The 18,512-nt window shown below is 40.1% G+C and carries 14 protein-coding genes; 5 read left to right on the top strand and 9 right to left on the bottom strand.

Features of this window, described 5'->3' with window-relative positions:
* Entirely contained in the window at positions 1-1,629 is a 1,629-nt protein-coding gene (locus QT327_RS15340) for a SulP family inorganic anion transporter (RefSeq protein ID WP_289553262.1), read from the bottom strand.
* Positions 1,630-1,838: 209 nt separating this feature from the next.
* Positions 1,839-2,177, bottom strand: a complete 339-nt coding sequence (locus QT327_RS15335; RefSeq protein ID WP_013667222.1) for a hypothetical protein — start codon at positions 2,175-2,177, stop codon at positions 1,839-1,841.
* Positions 2,178-2,584: 407 nt separating this feature from the next.
* Between QT327_RS15335 and mgtE the strand changes: the two genes are divergently transcribed.
* Positions 2,585-3,964: a magnesium transporter gene (gene mgtE, locus QT327_RS15330; RefSeq protein ID WP_013667221.1), complete on the top strand. Its 1,380-nt coding sequence runs from the start codon at positions 2,585-2,587 to the stop codon at positions 3,962-3,964.
* A gap of 7 nt (positions 3,965-3,971) precedes the next feature.
* Here the strand turns inward: mgtE and QT327_RS15325 are convergent, their stop codons facing one another.
* The 4 genes from QT327_RS15325 to QT327_RS15310 all read right to left on the bottom strand — a co-directional run bounded on the left by QT327_RS15325 (position 3,972) and on the right by QT327_RS15310 (position 10,765).
* On the bottom strand, positions 3,972-7,064 hold the full coding sequence (locus QT327_RS15325) for an efflux RND transporter permease subunit (protein ID WP_013667220.1): 3,093 nt from the start codon (positions 7,062-7,064) through the stop codon (positions 3,972-3,974).
* Positions 7,065-7,117: 53 nt separating this feature from the next.
* Positions 7,118-8,113: an efflux RND transporter periplasmic adaptor subunit gene (locus QT327_RS15320; protein ID WP_289553261.1), complete on the bottom strand. Its 996-nt coding sequence runs from the start codon at positions 8,111-8,113 to the stop codon at positions 7,118-7,120.
* Between the two features lie 257 nt (positions 8,114-8,370).
* Positions 8,371-9,666, bottom strand: a complete 1,296-nt coding sequence (locus QT327_RS15315) for a TolC family protein (RefSeq protein WP_165446954.1) — start codon at positions 9,664-9,666, stop codon at positions 8,371-8,373.
* 73 nt (positions 9,667-9,739) lie between these two features.
* Entirely contained in the window at positions 9,740-10,765 is a 1,026-nt protein-coding gene (locus QT327_RS15310; protein ID WP_289553260.1) for a LacI family DNA-binding transcriptional regulator, read from the bottom strand.
* Between the two features lie 257 nt (positions 10,766-11,022).
* Here QT327_RS15310 and QT327_RS15305 point away from each other — a divergent pair, with 257 nt between their 5' ends.
* The 3 genes from QT327_RS15305 (at position 11,023) to QT327_RS15295 (ending at position 15,113) form a co-directional block, all read left to right on the top strand.
* On the top strand, positions 11,023-12,504 hold the full coding sequence (locus QT327_RS15305; protein WP_130855787.1) for a xylulokinase: 1,482 nt from the start codon (positions 11,023-11,025) through the stop codon (positions 12,502-12,504).
* 32 nt (positions 12,505-12,536) lie between these two features.
* Positions 12,537-13,865, top strand: a complete 1,329-nt coding sequence (gene xylA, locus QT327_RS15300) for a xylose isomerase (RefSeq protein WP_130855788.1) — start codon at positions 12,537-12,539, stop codon at positions 13,863-13,865.
* Positions 13,866-14,057: 192 nt separating this feature from the next.
* Positions 14,058-15,113, top strand: coding sequence for a sugar phosphate isomerase/epimerase family protein (locus QT327_RS15295; protein WP_130855789.1), 1,056 nt, complete (start codon positions 14,058-14,060; stop codon positions 15,111-15,113).
* 56 nt (positions 15,114-15,169) lie between these two features.
* Here QT327_RS15295 and QT327_RS15290 read toward each other — a convergent pair whose 3' ends face one another.
* The 3 genes from QT327_RS15290 to QT327_RS15280 all read right to left on the bottom strand — a co-directional run bounded on the left by QT327_RS15290 (position 15,170) and on the right by QT327_RS15280 (position 17,978).
* Positions 15,170-17,044, bottom strand: coding sequence for a TonB-dependent receptor plug domain-containing protein (locus QT327_RS15290; protein ID WP_149105721.1), 1,875 nt, complete (start codon positions 17,042-17,044; stop codon positions 15,170-15,172).
* A 122-nt stretch (positions 17,045-17,166) separates the two neighbouring features.
* Positions 17,167-17,709 carry a phospholipase C/P1 nuclease family protein gene (locus tag QT327_RS15285; RefSeq protein WP_289553258.1) on the bottom strand — a complete coding sequence of 181 codons (543 nt, stop codon included), beginning with the start codon at positions 17,707-17,709 and terminating at the stop codon, positions 17,167-17,169.
* A gap of 53 nt (positions 17,710-17,762) precedes the next feature.
* Positions 17,763-17,978 carry a phospholipase C/P1 nuclease family protein gene (locus tag QT327_RS15280; RefSeq protein ID WP_289553256.1) on the bottom strand — a complete coding sequence of 72 codons (216 nt, stop codon included), beginning with the start codon at positions 17,976-17,978 and terminating at the stop codon, positions 17,763-17,765.
* Positions 17,979-18,227: 249 nt separating this feature from the next.
* Here QT327_RS15280 and rpsT point away from each other — a divergent pair, with 249 nt between their 5' ends.
* The gene (rpsT, locus tag QT327_RS15275; protein ID WP_013667210.1) at positions 18,228-18,482 is read left to right on the top strand and encodes a 30S ribosomal protein S20; all 255 of its coding nucleotides are present in this window, start codon (positions 18,228-18,230) and stop codon (positions 18,480-18,482) included.
* The last annotated feature ends 30 nt before the right edge of the window (positions 18,483-18,512 follow it).

Genomic DNA, 18,512 nt, shown 5'->3' with positions numbered 1-18,512 from the left:
TTAAATTTGTTTTATTGGTTTAATCTTTTTTTTTCTTGTTCTTGGTTGTATTTTCTTAAATAAATGATGGATATTCGGCGCTTCTCGTTTATCATACACATCGATCAATTCGACGCGTTTTCCCGAACTGAGCGCATTTTGTTCAAAGTCTTTGATTACTTGAACAACATCTTTGTCTATGAAACGGCTACTGGTTCCGTCCACGATAATATGCGTTACATCTTTCGGCAAATTATATAATGATTGTTGAATAGCTGCCTTATTTAGAAAGGACACTTCTTCAGATAAGTATACTTTTATTTTTTTATTTCCATTGCTTTCCTCCAGGTCATATCCAAAAGGATTGCGCATATTGTTACGTAAGATATAGAATATAGCCACTACCATGCCAATACCGACCCCTTTTAATAAATCAGTAAAAACAATTGCTAATATCGTAACAACGAACGGAATAAATTGATCGAGCCCTCTTCGGTACATGCGGGTAAATAGGGGGATTTTGGCTAATTTGTATCCGGTAACCAATAGTATGGCCGCTAAGCAGGCGAGCGGTATCATATTAATAATGGCAGGAATAATTAATAGTGCCAATAGCAACCAGAAGCCATGAAACATCGCGCTTTGCCTGGTCTTTCCGCCGGCATTAACATTTGCGGAAGACCTCACAATTACGGAAGTCATTGGAAGGCCACCTAACATACCGGTTGTCATATTTCCAATTCCTTGCGCAACCAACTCCCGATTAGTAGGAGATACACGCTTATAGGGATCTAGTTTATCAACCGCTTCAATGCAGAGAAGTGTTTCCAAACTCGCAACAATAGCAATTGTAAATGCAACTATCCAAACATCATAGTTTACGATCGCAGTGAAATCAGGGAACTGAAATAAGCCTAAAAATTCATTAAAAGAGTTAACAACCGGTATCTCAACTAAATGTTTTGGGTCAATTTCGAGCTTGCTGCCCTTAAAGGCGATATTAAGCAATACGGCGAAAACAACGACCATAAGAGGCGCCGGCACTATACTCAGCTTTTTAAGTTTTGGCCAGTAGATTAATACTAGGAGGGATAAAGCCGTTATAATAGTAGCACCTAAATGGATCGCTCCGAAAGCGGCTTTAATAGCTAATAACGTGTTGTCTCCGTCTAATTGCTTGAAGCTTTCATCTCCAAAAAAATCAGCGTCATATCCCAATGCATGGGGTAACTGTTTAAGGATAATGGTTATACCGATGGCAGCTAACATACCTTCGATAACTGCTGAAGGGAAATAGTTGCCGATGGTTCCTGCTTTAATCATACCAAGAACTAGTTGTATCATGCCCGCCAAGACTACAGCTAATAAAAAAACATGATACGAACCTAACGACTGAATAGCACCGAAAACAATAACCGTTAAGCCGGCGGCAGGGCCACTTACACTTAATTGCGAACCACTAATAGAGGCTACTACGAGTCCTCCGACAATTCCTGTCAATAGACCTGCAAATAAAGGTGCTCCCGATGCCATTGCTATCCCCAAACAAAGGGGTAAGGCAACTAGGAAGACGACCACACTTGCGGGTAAGTCGTACTTTAAGTCTCTTTTGGCAACTTTAAAAAATGCTGAAAAACGTGTGCCTAGCATAAAATTTTAATGTGTTAGATAAATGATAATTATTTGTTGTTTTAAGCAAGTATATGTTATCCCTACAATACAGCACCGAATCTTTATTATTGGTTATACGATTATAAAGAGCTGATTGTGGGAGTATATCAGTCCTTTACTAGCTCGCATAACCAATAAGGTATGTGGGTGCTATAGCTTTAGGAAAAATTAATTTGGGAATTACTTGTTTAACAATTTGGAGGCGGCGTTGGGACAGAAGGGTAGAATGACTTTACGCTGATGTCATCATCTGTAACATATTGCTTGATAGCTAAATAACGTAAAGGAGTCATGAAAATGTCCCAATTAATTACCGTTGCGAATTCTTTGCTGAAATTTTCAATATTGGTGTCGCCACAATTAGATTTACCGGAGTGGTTTTCAATCTCTAATTGCAAGATAACTGCCATTACATGTTTGCTATCGTATAAAGAAGCATATATAGGTGCGATTGAAATAGCCATCTTCAAAAAGAAGATAGAAAGAAAAAGAGCGCTATATACTTTTCTGATCCTTTTCGTTCTCATGCTATTTTAAGTTGGTAATTTCATATTATACCTGTCGCTAAAATAAACAAAAAACATTTATATATGATTTTAATGAATAAAAAAATTACGAAAGTCAGACAAAGTTAGGGAGTTTAAAAACTAAACCAGACAGGCTTTGTTTTTCAGTCGTGATCTTCATATGATCGATATTAATAAGACACGAGAATCATCGGCCAAAGCAAAATAGCTGGATGATAAAGGCTTTTGAACGCAAGCTCCTATGTCAGTACTTAAAGCGAGGGCAATGAAAATGAGCTTTATGAAGCATTAAGGGTAAATTTATTTTTAGGTGAAATGTATAAATTACCTTGAGATTATTCAATAAAAAAGGCGACTTTTGCAGCAAATAGAATTTTTATGTAAAAACTTTACTTGAGGGCTTTTGTATGGAGAATAACCTGGACACTCTGGTAGAACAAATAGAATTATTGATTGCCGAAGGTGATAAGGAACAGCTACAAGAATATCTGGATAGCCTAAATATATCCGAGGTAGAAGATCTCATCGACGAACTGCCCGAATATGGTTCTACATTTATTGAGACGCTCAGTATCAATAGAGCGGTTAATGTCTTTAGGATTTTAGATTTCCCTACGCAAGAGCGAATTATAAAGAAACTATCCGGTGCAAAAATAACTGAACTGATCAACGAGTTGCCCCCGGATGATCGAACAGCTTTCTTTAGCGAACTTCACGGCGACGCCGTGAAGAAGATGATTATATTAATGCCGCCTGAGGATAGAAAGGAGGCTCTGACATTATTGGGTTATCCCGAGGATAGTGTAGGTCGGTTGATGACACCGGACTACGTAACGGTGAAACAAGACTTTACCGTGGCGCAAGCACTGGAACACATACGTAAATATGGGAAAGACTCCGAAACCATTGACGTCATTTACGTGATAGACGATAAAGGCGTGTTACTTGACGATATCCGAATCCGCGAAATACTTTTGTCCGCTCCCGATGTAAAGGTTGCCGATCTAATGGATAATCGATTAATCGCCCTTAATGCTTTCGATCCACAAGAAGAAGCTATCAATATATTTAGGATGAACAACCGGGTGGCTCTACCCGTAACTGATAAGCAGGGAATTATGTTGGGGATCGTGACGGTGGACGATGTGTTGTGGATAGCTAATGAAGAGTATACTGAGGACATACAACGGATGGGGGGGTCCGAAGCGCTGGACGAGCCTTATTTGGACGTATCAATTTGGCATCTGGTAAAAAAACGGGCTCCATGGTTAATGGTGTTGTTTATCGGTCAGCTATTTACAGCTACCGTTATTGAAAAATATGAGGTACAATTGGCGACAGCCGTTGTATTGATGACCTTTGTTCCTTTGATTACTTCAAGTGGAGGGAATACCGGTTCGCAAGCTTCTGCTCTTATTATCCAGGCGATGGCTATGGGAGAGGTTAATCTATCTGATTGGTTTAGAGTCTTTAAAAGGGAATTGATATCCGGTGTCATATTAGGCGTTATCTTAGGTGTGCTTGGCTTATTGCGGATATTCGGTTATCATCTTTTCGGCGAATATGGGCAAGACTGGTTTTTAATCAGTATGGTCGTAGGCCTATCCCTGGTAGGAGTGATATTATGGGGTTCTTTGGTTGGCTCCATGCTTCCCTTTATTTTAAGAAAATTGGGAGCCGATCCCGCCACGTCATCGGCTCCTTTTGTTGCTACTTTAGTGGATGTTACGGGGTTGGTCATCTATTTCACCGTGGCGACATCGATTCTAAAGGGTACGCTGCTTTAATCGATTATTACTTTTTCTTTTTATAGGCCAGGTAAAATACCTGTGGTAAAACAACAAGGCTCAGTATCATGCAGATTAAGAGCCCCCCAACGATCATGATGGCTAAGGGTTTCTGTATTTCAGAACCCATTCCCTGAGAAAGGGCAGCTGGTAATAAACCTAATGATCCCATAATAGCAATCATAAACACCGGTCTAATTCGGTCATATACTCCTTCCGAAATAGCATTTGATAGATCTTTGCCCTTGATTAAATTACTTTTCATAACCGAAATAAGAATAATTCCATCAATTGTTCCTACACCGAACAAAATAATGAAACCAATACCGGCAGAAATACCAAAAATAGTTCCTGTTAACCATAAAGATATGAAGCCACCAATAAAGGCAAAAGGAATGGTTATTAACGAAATGAGTGTATCCTTTAAGTTGCCAAAGTTTAAGTACAAAAGAAAGGCTATTAGCAGCAGCGACACAGGCACTATAACGGCCAGTCTACTTAAAGCGCGTTGTTGGTTTTCAAAATCACCCGCCCACTCTAATCTGTAGGATGAGGGGAGAGACACTTGTTTCGTTACCTTATCCTGTGCTTCTTTAATTGCGCTGCCCAGGTCACGTCCCCTGACTGAAAAGCCGACGGCAATATAGCGCGAGTTCCCTTGCCGATAAATAAAGGCAGGGCCTGAATGATACCCGATGTCAGCAATTTCGTAGAGCGGAATTTTAGCATTATCGATTGAGGGAACTAAAATATTTTTAATCTGTTCTTCTGTATCCCGAAAGGGCTTATCATAGCGTACGCGAATATCAAACATCTTTTCTCCGTCATAAAAGGTAGACGCCGCCTTTCCGCCAATAGCCATTTCAACAACGGCTTGTGCGTCACGCATGGAAACACCGTATCGTGCCATTCTGGCCTCACTCAAGCGTATTCTTAATTCCGGTAAGCCTATATTTCTAAAAACTAATAGATCTTCAATCCCCTTTACCTGATTCAGGCTTTTGGCGATACTATCCGCAATTTGTTCTAATTTGTATAGATCATCACCGTATACTTTTGCCACTAAAGAACTCTTAACACCGGCAACATACTCCTCCACATTATCCATAATGGGTTGGCTAAAGCCGAAATTAATCCCCGGATAAACATTAAGCGTTGCTTCCATCTCTTCCAGGAGGTCTTCTTTCGTTATGTTTTTTCGCCATTCGTTGTCGTCCTTTAGCTGTACGTGAAATTCTATATTAAAGAAACCCGTTGGGTCCGTTCCATCGTTAGGTCGTCCTGTTTGTGTCAGTATAAACTTCACTTCCTGAAATCTTCTCAATTTTTCTTTCATTTCTTTGGTTAAACGTACCGATTCGTCGAGATTTACGCTATTTGGTAGGGTTGCTCGTATATAGATGGCACCCTCATTCAATTCAGGTATGAATTCTGTACCAATTTTGGTAAAGCCGATGCTGCAAATTGTTAAAAGCAAAGCAAAAAAGAACAGGGTTGCTTTGATATGCCTGTGGGCAAATTGATAACAATTGAAAATGAGCCGACGAAAGAACTCGGCAACGGGATTGTGCCGATCCACCACATGGGTATTCAATAAGAGCTTGCACATGGCCGGAACGTAGGTGAGCGATAATAAAAGCGATCCTAAAAGTGCATACCCCAAAGTGAAAGCTAAGGGTGCAAACATCTTGCCTTCAACTTTCTGGAAAGTAAAAATCGGCATCAGTGCGATGATCAATATGATTTGGGCAAAAAGGATAGATTTTGCGACGCCCTTTGCGTTTTTTCTTATAATGCCTCCTTTAGCAATTTTGTTGAAGCGTTCCATTCCCAATAGCTTCGCCTTTTTGTCGAGACTTACATATACGTGCTCTACAATAACCATCGTACCTTCCAAAAGTAATCCGAAATCAATAGCACCAATTGAAATTAAATTGGCGGGTAAACCCTGGATCCTCAGCATCAAAATTGCGAACAGAAACGCCAGTGGGATGACGGAAGCAACGATTACGGTTGTACGCCAGTTAAATAGAAATAAGAATATGACAACGGATACCAGTACAATACCTTCAATCAAGTTATGCGTTACAGTATCTACCGTTTTCTCCACAAGATGCGTGCGATCGTGAAAAGCTTCAATTTTAACACCTTTCGGCAGTATACGATCGTTTAAATCCTGTATACGTTCTTTCAATCGTTCAATAACTTCACTTGGGTTTTCGCCCCGTAACATCACGACGATGCCTTCGATCAGGTCGTCTTGTTCATTTAATCCGGCCTGACCTAATCTTGGTTTGCTGCTAATCTGGACGTCGGCCACATTTTTTACCAGTACGGGTACCCCGTTTACATTTTTTATCAATATACTGGCGATATCACTTACCTTGTCAAGTAAACCAACGCCCCGAACCACATAGGCTTGATCGCCCCTTTGAATGACATCGCCTCCCACATTAATATTGCTCTTTTCTACCGCATCATACACATCAAGCGCCGTCAAATTATAGTTTGCTAACTCAGCGGGATTAACTCTTATTTCAAATATCTTTTCCTCACCACCGAAACTAACAATGTCTGCCACGCCATCTACGGATAAAAGTTCTCTTTCAATAACCCAGTTTTGCAATGCAGATAACTCTCTAATCGGAATCTTTTTTTCACTTTTAATTACATACCTAAAAATCTCGCCGGTTGCCCCATAGGGCGGCTCTATTTCTGCTTCAGCCCCTTCGGGTAGATCAACAGCACGCAACCGGTTGGCTGTATACTGTTGGGCGTAAAAGTCTTCTATATGATCTTTGAAATTGACAGTGATCACAGATAGGCCAAAAAGTGATATGGAGCGGACTTCTGTTTTACCGGGAATGGTGTTCATTTCCTTGCTTATCGGCAAAGTAATGAACTTTTCTATTTCTTCGGCGCTTCTCCCGGGCCATTGCGTGATGATCCGTGCACGTGTATTGGTAACATCAGGAAAGGCCTCTATAGGAGTATGTTTATACGCATAGACGCCGGCGGCTATCAAGAGGGCCACAAAAAAGAAAACAATCAGTTGATTCTTCAGTGAAAAACCAACAATCTTCTCTACAAGTTTAATCATTTGAAATAAAGTATGAGTAGGGGATAGCGCTTAAAATAACTTAGAACAAATTGTTATCTTCCGATCAATCGGTTATAGATTAATAAACTGTTTTTACCAATAATACGATCACCGTCATGAAGGTGGTCATCAGACACATAATAATAATGATTGTCTTCATAGCTAGGTGTAAAATCCACCACCTCTAAATCACAATCGTTATTGTATTTAATAAGATGATACGCTTCATTATCAAAAATAACGGCGTTATGTGGAATGGCCATGCTGTGAACTTGATGATCTAAGTAAACATCAATGGTAGCCATCATTTCCGGTCTTAATAGTAAGTCTTGATTGTCTAGCTCAATAATGGCTTTCAGAACACGTTCGTTTGGGTCCACTACATTGGAAATACGATTAATAACCCCATTAAAATGCTTGTTTGGATAGGCTGTTGTTTCTATATTGACAGATTGTCCCCTTCGTACACTACTAATATTGCCGGTATACACGTTAGCTTTTACCCAAACCCTACTCAAATCGCCAATTACAAACAGCGGTTCTCCTCCCGCTTCTATCTGCTGACCATTTACAATATTTTTCTCCACGATGTACCCATCATTCTTTGAGCGGATAACCAGTACTCCTTTTTCAATATTGCCACCAAAGATATCTAAGCTTGCTTTGGTCTTTTTAATTTCGAATTGTGCATTACTTACATCAGCCTGTGCCTCTAAAATTTCTTTATCCGAAGCTACGCCATCGGCATATAAATTTTGGGTTGCGCTTAATTGTCTTTGTGCAATTTTTAATTTTAGTTCGGCTTCATTCAAACCGGCAACCATATCATTCAGGTCTGTGCTGCTTATTTCAAGTAATATCTGACCTTTCTTCACATAGTCGCCAAGGCTGAATCCCACATGTTGCACCACACCGCTTAATAGCGGTACAAATTTGTAAACTTTATCTTCGTCATAGCTAACACTTCCGGTAAGTTTGAGAATTTCCTTGTTTTCAACGCTTGTTCGGATCGTCTCGGTTGATATTATTTTTTTAAGATCATCGTTCAAACAGGTTTTTTTTTATGTTTTCTTCTTCTTGACCTCCATTGCTTTCTTTACTTGAATTACAAGAGCTTACACCTAAGGCTATAATGAACGAAATAAATATTATACTTTTTCTCATTAGAATGAATTTGTTTATGTATCACCTGTTTAAGGTACTTATCTATAAATGCTATTTTCAGCGCCGAAGCGCTTTGAATAAACTTGGTTAATATGTTAGTTGAAGCTTACTTTCTCATACCTATTCAATTTTTCCTATCCAGCTACAGATCCTTGCCAATTATATAGGTCAGTTCGCAAGCCTGTAATTGAATATCCCTTTTCGTTTTGTAGTACAATTGTTTATTGCTTTTAAATGAATCGAAGAGATCAAGAAATTCAAGCAGGCTCAGGTTGCGGCTGAGTAGATTATTGGCGATAGATGATTGCATTTTTTCTAACTGAACAAGGTAATTGGCATCGAAACTTCTATAAAGCTGAATCCGCTGGCGGATGTTTTTGTAGGTCTCGTCCAGCTGATTGCGAATGGCGTTTCTCTTTTCCTCCGTCAACTGCTCCTGCTTTTTCATCTCAATTGTGGCATACTTAATATTGCCTTTGTTTCTATCAAACAAGGGTAAATCGAACGAAATACCGGCACCGAAAAAATTGAACATCGTAGAACCATTGCGATCATAGTTTAAATTAACAGTCAGGTCTGGAATCCTTTTTGCTTTTTCAACAGCCAATGTAGATGATGAAACTTCTTTTAGACTATTGGCAATCTTAAGTTGACTGTTATGATGATCAGCCATTTCAAGCAATGCCGTATAGGGCATATCGGACCATTTATTAATCGTCTTTTCGTTAAGTTTATTGTCATTTAGTACAATGAAGGTAGAACCACTAATGGCCATAAGCGTTTTTAGATTTGATTGCAACTTATTGCGTTCTTCGCTAGTTTCATTAAGTTCACTGAGCAGCTCAATTCCAAGCGCCTTGAGGCGTAGATAGCTGGCTTGCGATATATTTCCTTCCTGCAGTTGCACCTCCTGTGCCTTTACTAGCTTGTTAACGAGCTGTGCTTGTCGTTCCAGATCCGAAAAAGTTTCCTGATTAAATAATAAATTAGCCAGAAGCGCCCTAAACTCTACTTTTAATGATTGTAAAAAATCGATGAACGTATTTTCCGCTAATTGTTTATTGCTGACTTCAAGGCTTATGTTTTTCTTTCTTTTCCTAGCCGTTAAGATCAATTGTTCGAGTTGTACGGTAAATTGTTGATTGCGCGCAAAGCTTCCGAATAGAGGCGGAATGGATTCGGATGTAGAATTGCGATTCAAGTTGATTTCATCAATACTCAAGTTTGGGTTTGGCCAAACTTTCGCTTGCAGTATCAAAGCATTTGCCTGATCGATATTTAATCGTTCGGCTATCAATGATAAGTTATTGCGAAGAAATAGCTGTTCCGCTTCTTCGGGATATATGCGGAGCGTATCCGGTTTTATCTGTCCGTAAGAGACGCTACAAATGGAAGAAAGAAAAAATATAACCAATAGAATAGGTGTCTTTGCCGTCATTATCATTCATTATAATGCAGCAAAGATGAGGCACGCCTTATTAGGAATACTTTATAAGTATATTAGAGTTAGATTAAAGTTGTGGGCCTTTTGAACTTTCCCTTACGATTAGTAAGGGGTCAAGCTTGATTCTTTGCGGGGCCATTTTATAAAAACTTCCCTCTTTTAACATCGTCAAAAATAACTGTGCTGTCTCTTGTCCCATCAAATGCGTTTGTTGATCAATGGTTGAAAGAGATGGCGTAACCAGACTGCCGAAAGCTTCGTTGGCAAAGCCTATTACACCTACTTCTTCCGGTATTCTGATCTGTTGTGATTTTAACTGCTGTATAACTCCCATAGCAGTAAAGTCTTCTAGTGTAAAAATAGCATCAAAGTCGATGCCTCTGCTTGTCAACTCCTTTACACAGTCTTTACCGAAATTCAGCGATAAGTTGCCCTTAAGAATTAAATCCTCGTTAACGGGAATATTATAGGCTTTCAAAGCATCTAAATAACCTTTTAGACGTTCCTTAAAAATGGATAGATCCCTTGTTTCTGTAATGTGGACGATCTTTTTGTACCCAGATTGGATGAGGTGTTCTGTTGCCATATAGCCACCTTTGTAATCGTCTATAGTAACGGACGGTGCATTCAATTGATATAACGCACGATCGAAAAACGTAAGCGGAATATTTTTCGAGATAATTTCCTCAAAGATGGTACTATCTTCACGGTCGATAGCAAATGAGGTAATGATGCCATCAACACGCGAATTAAGCAGCGTTTCAATACCTTTGTCCTCTTTTTTATAGGATTCCTGCGATTGGTATAAAAGTATCGAATATCCATGTTGGTTCATAATAGATTCAATACCATGTACCACTGAGCTGAAGAAACTAACGTCCAACGAAGGGACGAGGACACCGATGATATTACTTTTGCCCGAACGTAGCGAAGAGGCAATCTTGTTTTTACTATACCCTAGTTTCTCGGCTGTCTTCTTTACAGCTTCTTTTGTTGATTTACTAATAGCAGGATGATCATTTAAGGCCCTTGCAACAGTTGAAAATGTGATGTTCAGTTCTTTGGCAATATCCAGTATAGTGACTTTCTTCATTCGGTAATATAATATTTAAACTTGGGTTGCCGGAACTAGACCACCAAAGCAAAGATCCACGGCTATTATAGAAAATATACGAAATAATTTATCAAACATAGAAAAAATGAAGGTGATATGCAATTTTGCTATATAGCAGCGGGCGATATCATTGTGAAGCCAAAAACAATAAAATAATACGCTGCCTATTGCAATTTTCATTCTTTAGTTCTATTTTTATGCCAACGTTAGCATTAACCTAAGTAAACTGGAGATCTATGTTATTATTAGGAATAGATATTGGAACATCTGCTATTAAGATATCAGTGGTAGACGCTGACAAGCAAAGCTGTGTCGCCTCGTTAAGATATCCCGAAGAAGAGGAGACAGCGATTTTAACTCCCGAGGCAGGCTGGGCGGAGCAATCACCCGATATGTGGTGGGAGCATGTTCAACAAGCGATCCGCTCATTAAACAATCAAAAATGTTATAACCCGCAAGATATTAAGGCTATTGGTATTGCTTATCAAATGCATGGATTGGTCATGGTTGACAAAGCGTTAAATAATCTTCGTAACGCGATTATCTGGTGTGACAGTCGGGCTGTTTCAATAGGAGAGAAGGCTTTTCGTGCATTAGGAGAAGAAGCCGCTCTTGCTAGCTTGCTCAATTCTCCCGGAAATTTCACCGCTGCTAAATTGGGATGGATAAAAGAATATGAACCAGTTCTATATGATAGCGTATATAAAGTAATGCTTCCAGGCGATTATATTGCCATGAAATTAACAGGAACCATTACGACAAGTATTTCAGCTCTTTCTGAAGGGATATTTTGGGATTTTCGGAACAAGCGATTATCCAAAGAACTTATGGACTATTTTGGCTTTAGAGAAGATCTAATACCAACAGTGGCACCCCTTTTCGGGGAACACGGCAGGCTTAGCAAGGAGATAGCCGATAAATTGGGTCTTGCTGCCGGTATTCCTATAAGTTATAAGGCAGGAGACCAGCCTAATAATGCATTATCCTTAAATGTTTTAAATCCGGGAGAGGTGGCCGCAACGGCAGGCACATCCGGCGTTATTTATGGTGTAAGTGACCAACTTGTTTATGATCGCCTCTCGCGTGTGAATACATTTGCTCACGTCAATTACGGGTTAGATGACCCGAAGGTTGGTGTATTGCTTTGTATAAACGGCACGGGGATTTTAAATAGATGGGTTAAAGAACAATTCGGAAAGGGACTTGATTATGAGGATATGAATAGGCTGGCTTCGACAGTTTCCTTAGGAAGCGATGGACTTAAGATACTGCCATTTGGAAACGGTGCCGAACGGATTTTGGAAAACCGTATACTTGGTGCGCACTTAGCCAATCTGGATTTAAATAAGCATCAGCGTGAACATGTATTTAGAGCTAGCCAGGAGGGAATTGCCTTTGCTTTTCGATATGGTCTTGATATTATGAGAGAGAACGGTATGTCTCCCGAGGTGATACGTGCGGGTAAAGCTAATTTATTTTTAAGTGACCTATTCACACAGATTTTTGTGAACGTAACGGATACCCCCGTCGAACTTTACAATAACGATGGCAGTGTTGGAGCTGCGCTTGGAGCAGGTATTGGTGCCGGCGTTTTTAATTCATCGAAAGAGGCTTTTCAAAACGCAAAAGCACTTAGGGTAATTGAACCAAATCCCAACTGGAACTATGAGGAGGAATATGGTCAATGGCTGCATCTATTAGAGAATCAACTGAAATAATGTATTATAATAAACTAATAAATAGATATCATATGTCAATTATTATTGGAGAACGCGAGTATTTTAAAGGAATCGGACAAATAAAGTATGAAGGTCCGGAAAGTGATAACCCATTAGCTTATCGTTGGTACGATCCTAACCGGGTAGTAGGAGGTAAAACCATGAAAGAGCATCTTCGCTTTGCTGTAGCCTATTGGCACTCATTCAACGGAACGGGTTCGGATCCTTTTGGTGGTCAAACGCATGTGTTTCCGTGGGATGAGCACGCAGACGTAATTCAGCGGGCAAAAGACAAAATGGATGCCGCATTTGAGTTCTTTACCAAAATTGACATGCCATACTATTGCTTCCATGATGTAGATGTAGTGGATTATGGAGATAATGTTATGGAAAATGAAGAACGTCTACAAAAATTAGTCGCTTATGCAAAAGAAAAACAACAGGCTAGTGGCGTAAAATTGCTATGGGGGACGGCTAATCTCTTCAGTCATAAACGCTATATGAACGGCGCTGCAACGAATCCTGATTTCCATGTAGTGGCACACGCGGGCGCACAAATCAAAGCGGCGCTCGACGCAACAATCGCTTTAGGTGGTGAAAATTATGTCTTCTGGGGTGGTAGGGAAGGTTATATGACCTTGCTGAACACGGACATGAAGAGGGAACAGGAGCATTTGGCGAAGATGTTACATATAGCAAAAGACTATGCACGTTCGCAAGGTTTCAAGGGCACCTTCTTCATTGAACCCAAACCTTGTGAACCTACAAAACATCAATATGACTACGATGCCGCGACTGTTATAGGTTTTCTACGTCAATATGACTTGTTAAATGATTTTAAGCTAAATCTGGAAGTGAACCACGCTACCTTAGCAGGACATACTTTCCAGCATGAGCTACAAGTAGCTGCGGATGCGGGATTATTAGGTTCCATTGACGCTAACCGTGGCGATTACCAAAATGGATGGGATACGGATCAGTTTCCGAATAATATCAACGAACTGGTGGAATCCCTGTTGATCATTTTAGAGGCGGGTGGTTTTGCTGGAGGCGGTATTAACTTTGACGCTAAAATTAGACGAAACTCAACCGATCCGGCCGATTTATTCTACGCACATATCGGTGGCGCAGATACTTTTGCACGTGCTTTATTAGTGGCAGACAAAATTTTGAAAAACTCTGACTATACTAAAATAAGAAGAGAGCGCTACCTTTCTTTCGATAGCGGTGATGGCAAAGCCTATGAGGAAGGAAAGCTATCGTTAGCGGATCTTCGAAACCTGGCGATTTCGCTTGGTGAACCGAAAGCAATCAGTGGTAAACAAGAATATTTGGAGAATCTGATTAATCGGTATATTTAAAAATGTACTCGGAAACCCTGCCCCATAAGCAGGGTTTTTGGTTTGCTCAAAAAAATGTAATATATTGAACCCTCAGTATTAGAAAAGCCAACAAAAAGTAAAATTTGGAATGAAACCGAGACGTAAATAATATTGACACATAGAGCAATATTATTTACGCGAGCTCTCATCAGCAATTAAAAAAAATAATAGATGAAAACAATTAAAGGACCAGGCATTTTTTTAGCACAATTTATTGGAGAAAATCCACCATTTAATACCCTAGATTCTATTTGTAAGTGGGCTAAAGATTTAGGGTTCAAAGGTATACAAATTCCCACATGGGCGACTTCTTATTTCGACTTGCAAAAAGCCGCTGAAAGCAAGACCTATGCTGATGAAATAAAAGGGCTTGTAAATAGTTACGGTTTAGAGATTACGGAGTTATCAACCCATTTACAAGGACAACTGGTAGCAGTGAATCCCGCATATGATAAATTGTTTGACGGCTTTGCTCCGGAGAAGTATCATAATAACCCGAAAGCTCGTACCGAATGGGCGGTTCAGCAGCTCAAATATGCAGCGAAAGCCTCACAGCATCTTGGCCTTACCGAGCATGCTACTTTTAGCGGTGCCTTGCTGTGGCATACCGTGTATCCTTGGCCGCAACGCCCTGCGGGTCTAGTGGAAGAAGGCTTTAAAGAGTTGGCTAATCGATGGTTACCCATCTTAAATACATTTGACGAAGCTGGTGTTGATTTATGTTACGAAATTCATCCGGGGGAAGACCTACATGATGGTATTAGCTACGAGATGTTTCTAGATAAAGTCGATAACCACAAAAGAGCTTGTCTTTTATATGATCCATCTCACTTTGTACTTCAATGCTTGGATTACCTAGCCTATATAGATCATTACCATGAGCGTATTAGAATGTTTCATGTAAAAGATGCCGAATTTAATCCAACAGGTAAACAAGGTGTTTATGGAGGATATCAGGGTTGGGTTGAACGTGCGGGTCGATTCAGGTCGTTAGGCGATGGTCAGGTAGACTTTAAGTCAGTGTTTAGTAAACTCACCGCGTACGATTTTAGCGGATGGGCTGTTATGGAATGGGAGTGCGCACTAAAACACCCCGAAGATGGTGCTAAAGAAGGGGCTAAGTTTATTAGTGAACATATTATTCGAGTAACGGATAAAACATTCGATGATTTTGCTTCTACCGGGGTGAATGAGAAACTCAATAAAGAGATACTAGGAATCCGCTAGATCAAAGAGTAGGAGGTCGTCTAGAAAGTAGTTTCCGGACGACCTCTTACTTAGATTTAGAAACTGCAATTAAATCCGAGATTAAACCACCGTCCCGGCAGCGGAATAGCTGATGCTTCAATATAGCTCGTATCGAATATATTATTGGCGTCTAAGAACAGTCTGTAATTCTTCCAGTTATAGCTCAGTTTTACATCTGTTAAAAAATAATTTTTATAACTTATCCGCTCAACAAAACGTTCTGATATACTGAATGATATAGGTTCTGATCTAAAGCTTAATTGCAGTGCTGCTTGATGCCTTAAACTCTCAATGGCGTATTTGGACATAACAGGATCCCGGTAAACTGCCTTTACCTTGGGATCTAGGTAATTATAGGCAAGACCGAGATACCAGTTACTATTAGCGAGGGTGCTCAATTGCCAATTGGCATTTACATTAAAACCCTGCACTTGATTTTGCATAAAATTGGAAGCACGCCAACTTTCATCGGTGTTAGCCCTTGTCCAATCAATAAAATCAGTTATTTTCCTGTAAAAATAACTGATGCTTACAAAACTACGCTCATTGTTATATTTTAATCCCCCTTCTGTATACCAAGCATTTTCGGAATTTAAATCAGGATTACCAACGTTGCCTCCACCATTGGTGTAAAGATCGGTGAAAGAAGGAATTCGCTGTCCCGAACCCGCGTTGATATAGAGACGCCAATGAGGAGCTAATTTATAGCCCAAGTCTAAGCCAGGGTATACCTGCCAGCCGAAATGTGTGTTATAATTCAAATAGGCGCCGATATTAGCTGTTAACCGTTCCGAAAATTCAGTTTTATACTCAGCGTACAGGCCATAGTTATTTCGTTGTCGATCACCCATATTCGTACTGATGAGAAATTCATTTCGCAACTCTATACCTAATCCTAATACACCCCTTCCTGTGCCATAGGTAGCATTGAACTCTGTGTTAACTACATGAGAATGGTGTAAATTTCTGAACAAGCTTAAATTATATTGGTTGTAACGATAGTCGTCATAATTATATCGATAACTCAGTCGCGGTGAAAACTTCCATCGATTTAAAGTGCTGCTGGTAAACCCAAGCGAAAAAAGGGCGGTTTGTACAATCTCCTTTGCTTCTTTGTCATTTGGCGGAGCGTAGAAAGCATTGGCTCCAAAATTATTATAGGTATAGCCTCCCATGAGGTTCCACAGTCCCTCATGATGGTTTTTTATCTTTCCTTGATAAAAAATCTTGCTGTTATTGTAGGGCGTATTATAACGATATCCATTTCCGGAATCATGACTTCCATATACGAGATGCGTCGCAGTACTATCTGCGAATCCGGTGCCCAATTGGATAGTGCGTCCGTTATAAAGGCCGCTGCCTTCTTCCTTGCTTTTTAAACTGGAAGCGAGTTGGACAGTTCCCTCGTAGAAATCGTTATCAGGTGTTCGGGTGACGATGTTAATGGCTCCGGTTAAACTATTTATACCATAGACACGAGCCGCTGGCCCACGGATAACTTCCACTCGTTCTATGGCTCCGATAGGAATTGGGATATTCATGGAATGGTGTGCGGTTTGTGGATCATTTACTTTAATACCATTGATCAAAATCATCGTTTGCTCGAAAGTACCCCCATCAATACTGATATCCGCTTGTGCACCCCACGGACCTCGCTGTCGAACATCCACACCGGGTATAAAGCTGAGCAACTCACTAACCGAACGCGCAGGTAAATTCTTTATTTGCTCTTTCGTTAGGATATTGATATTTCTGTTTTGTTCCGAAAAAGGTGTCTGAAGGCGATTTTCATTAATAATCACTTCATTTAGTGAAGTAGTTACGGTATCCGTGTCAATAGATGATAGGGGCGATTGTGCTAATAGGGCCTTTGTAAAGAGGCAAAAGACTATAAACGTAAAAACTCTCATGACAGCTAGGTGTTTTTAAAAGTGCTTCTTCCGGTTTCTCATAGTAGAAACCGGTGCAAATTAAACAGCTATTACGTTAGATTAGGTAGTCCGGTTTTAATATTAGAGGTAGTCCGGATTACTTATTGCCATTCTTCCCTGCCAAAGGCTTTACCATTAGGGGGGATGCTATCTTTTTCGGGATTAACCAGGTGGCGGCTATCAATTTTTAAAAGATTTTCCAGATCGGGCTGCCCGGCATCGATCCATGCCGAATACCAGAAACTGCCGGTAGCTAAGATTGATTTCCTCATCTGTCTTTCTACCATTCCGCCCAATGATCGATGATAAGCTGTTGAGTAAGAACGGGAATAGACCCTTTCCAATGTACGTAGCCGGTTTTCATAGGTGTATTTTTTTTCCTTGGGATGCCGATCGTTAAGCGTAGATTCCAAAGTCAACACGCTGTCGACGAGTAAAAAACTTTGCTGGACGATTCTCCAAGCCTCATCTAGCGGATCTGCAACATACCGGGCACGGCCGACAATAAAATTATATTGATGAGCAAACAATTCAGGAAGACGGCTTTCCCAGAACGCGTGGATCCCGACTTGATTGGTCAATTGACCATTGTAATTGTGCGTCGTATGAAGTGGAACATGTGCGTCGGCAATATAGTGCCCCAAGTCAGCAGAATATCGTAGAATCTTCGAAAGTTCGCCATCGCTAAAGGCTTTTGTTAAAAGACGGTAGGTTCGATCGATCTGCCAAGCACAATACCATGGCTGTTGAGCGTATCCTCGCCGTACTTTGAGACGGCTTCCGACCAATGCTTCGGTAAACTATCAAATGGATGGCTTCCATAAGCATCGATGTCAATATAGTGTCGGGCCGCCTCGTATTCATTGGCATATCTTCTTTTGTCAGCATCCACCGCGTGTTCACTTAAATACAACAGATGTTTTTTGTAAAAAGGAGCCAATTGGTTGGTAAAGTGAAAACGGCTAAGCGATTGATCTCTCTGTGGGCATAAAAGCCCCAAGAACTTAAGAAAAATATGGTTGTACAGGCTAATAAAAATGTCAGGATACGATTCATAAGCAAGATTCGTTTCAAACTCTTTTTAAAACTTTTTTGTAATATCCAAATCTTAATTCTATATTTGCAGTCCGAAAAAAAACATTAAGGATTAAAGGCTAAAAAAATGGCAAACCATAAATCTTCAATTAAAAGAATTAGAGCTAACGCTGCGAAGCGTTTAAGAAATCGTTACCAAGCAAAAACAACGCGTAACGCTATTAAGAAATTACGTGCGACAACTTCGAAAGAAGAAGCTGCTACTTTATTACCTCGTGTAATATCAATGCTAGATCGTTTAGCAAAGAAAAACGTGATTCATAAAAACAAAGCATCTAACAATAAGTCTAAATTGACGAAGTTCGTTAACGGTTTAGCTTAAGATATATAGTTTAAGATTTTTGGGGTTGGG

Origin of the sequence: Olivibacter sp. 47, assembly GCF_030372825.1 — a bacterium.
In the GTDB taxonomy this organism is placed as follows: Bacteria; Bacteroidota; Bacteroidia; order Sphingobacteriales; family Sphingobacteriaceae; genus Olivibacter; species Olivibacter oleidegradans.
The sequence above is the reverse complement of the archived record's forward strand: the minus strand, read 5'-3'. Positions and strand labels throughout refer to the sequence as shown.

Coding starts and splice junctions, on each gene's coding strand:
- QT327_RS15340 (WP_289553262.1), bottom strand. CDS start 1,629: ATGCTAGGCACACGTTTTTCAGCATTTTTTAAAGTTGCCAAAAGAGAC.
- QT327_RS15335 (WP_013667222.1), bottom strand. CDS start 2,177: ATGAGAACGAAAAGGATCAGAAAAGTATATAGCGCTCTTTTTCTTTCT.
- mgtE (WP_013667221.1), top strand. CDS start 2,585: ATGGAGAATAACCTGGACACTCTGGTAGAACAAATAGAATTATTGATT.
- QT327_RS15325 (WP_013667220.1), bottom strand. CDS start 7,064: ATGATTAAACTTGTAGAGAAGATTGTTGGTTTTTCACTGAAGAATCAA.
- QT327_RS15315 (WP_165446954.1), bottom strand. CDS start 9,666: ATGACGGCAAAGACACCTATTCTATTGGTTATATTTTTTCTTTCTTCC.
- QT327_RS15310 (WP_289553260.1), bottom strand. CDS start 10,765: ATGAAGAAAGTCACTATACTGGATATTGCCAAAGAACTGAACATCACA.
- QT327_RS15305 (WP_130855787.1), top strand. CDS start 11,023: ATGTTATTATTAGGAATAGATATTGGAACATCTGCTATTAAGATATCA.
- xylA (WP_130855788.1), top strand. CDS start 12,537: ATGTCAATTATTATTGGAGAACGCGAGTATTTTAAAGGAATCGGACAA.
- QT327_RS15295 (WP_130855789.1), top strand. CDS start 14,058: ATGAAAACAATTAAAGGACCAGGCATTTTTTTAGCACAATTTATTGGA.
- QT327_RS15290 (WP_149105721.1), bottom strand. CDS start 17,044: ATGAGAGTTTTTACGTTTATAGTCTTTTGCCTCTTTACAAAGGCCCTA.
- rpsT (WP_013667210.1), top strand. CDS start 18,228: ATGGCAAACCATAAATCTTCAATTAAAAGAATTAGAGCTAACGCTGCG.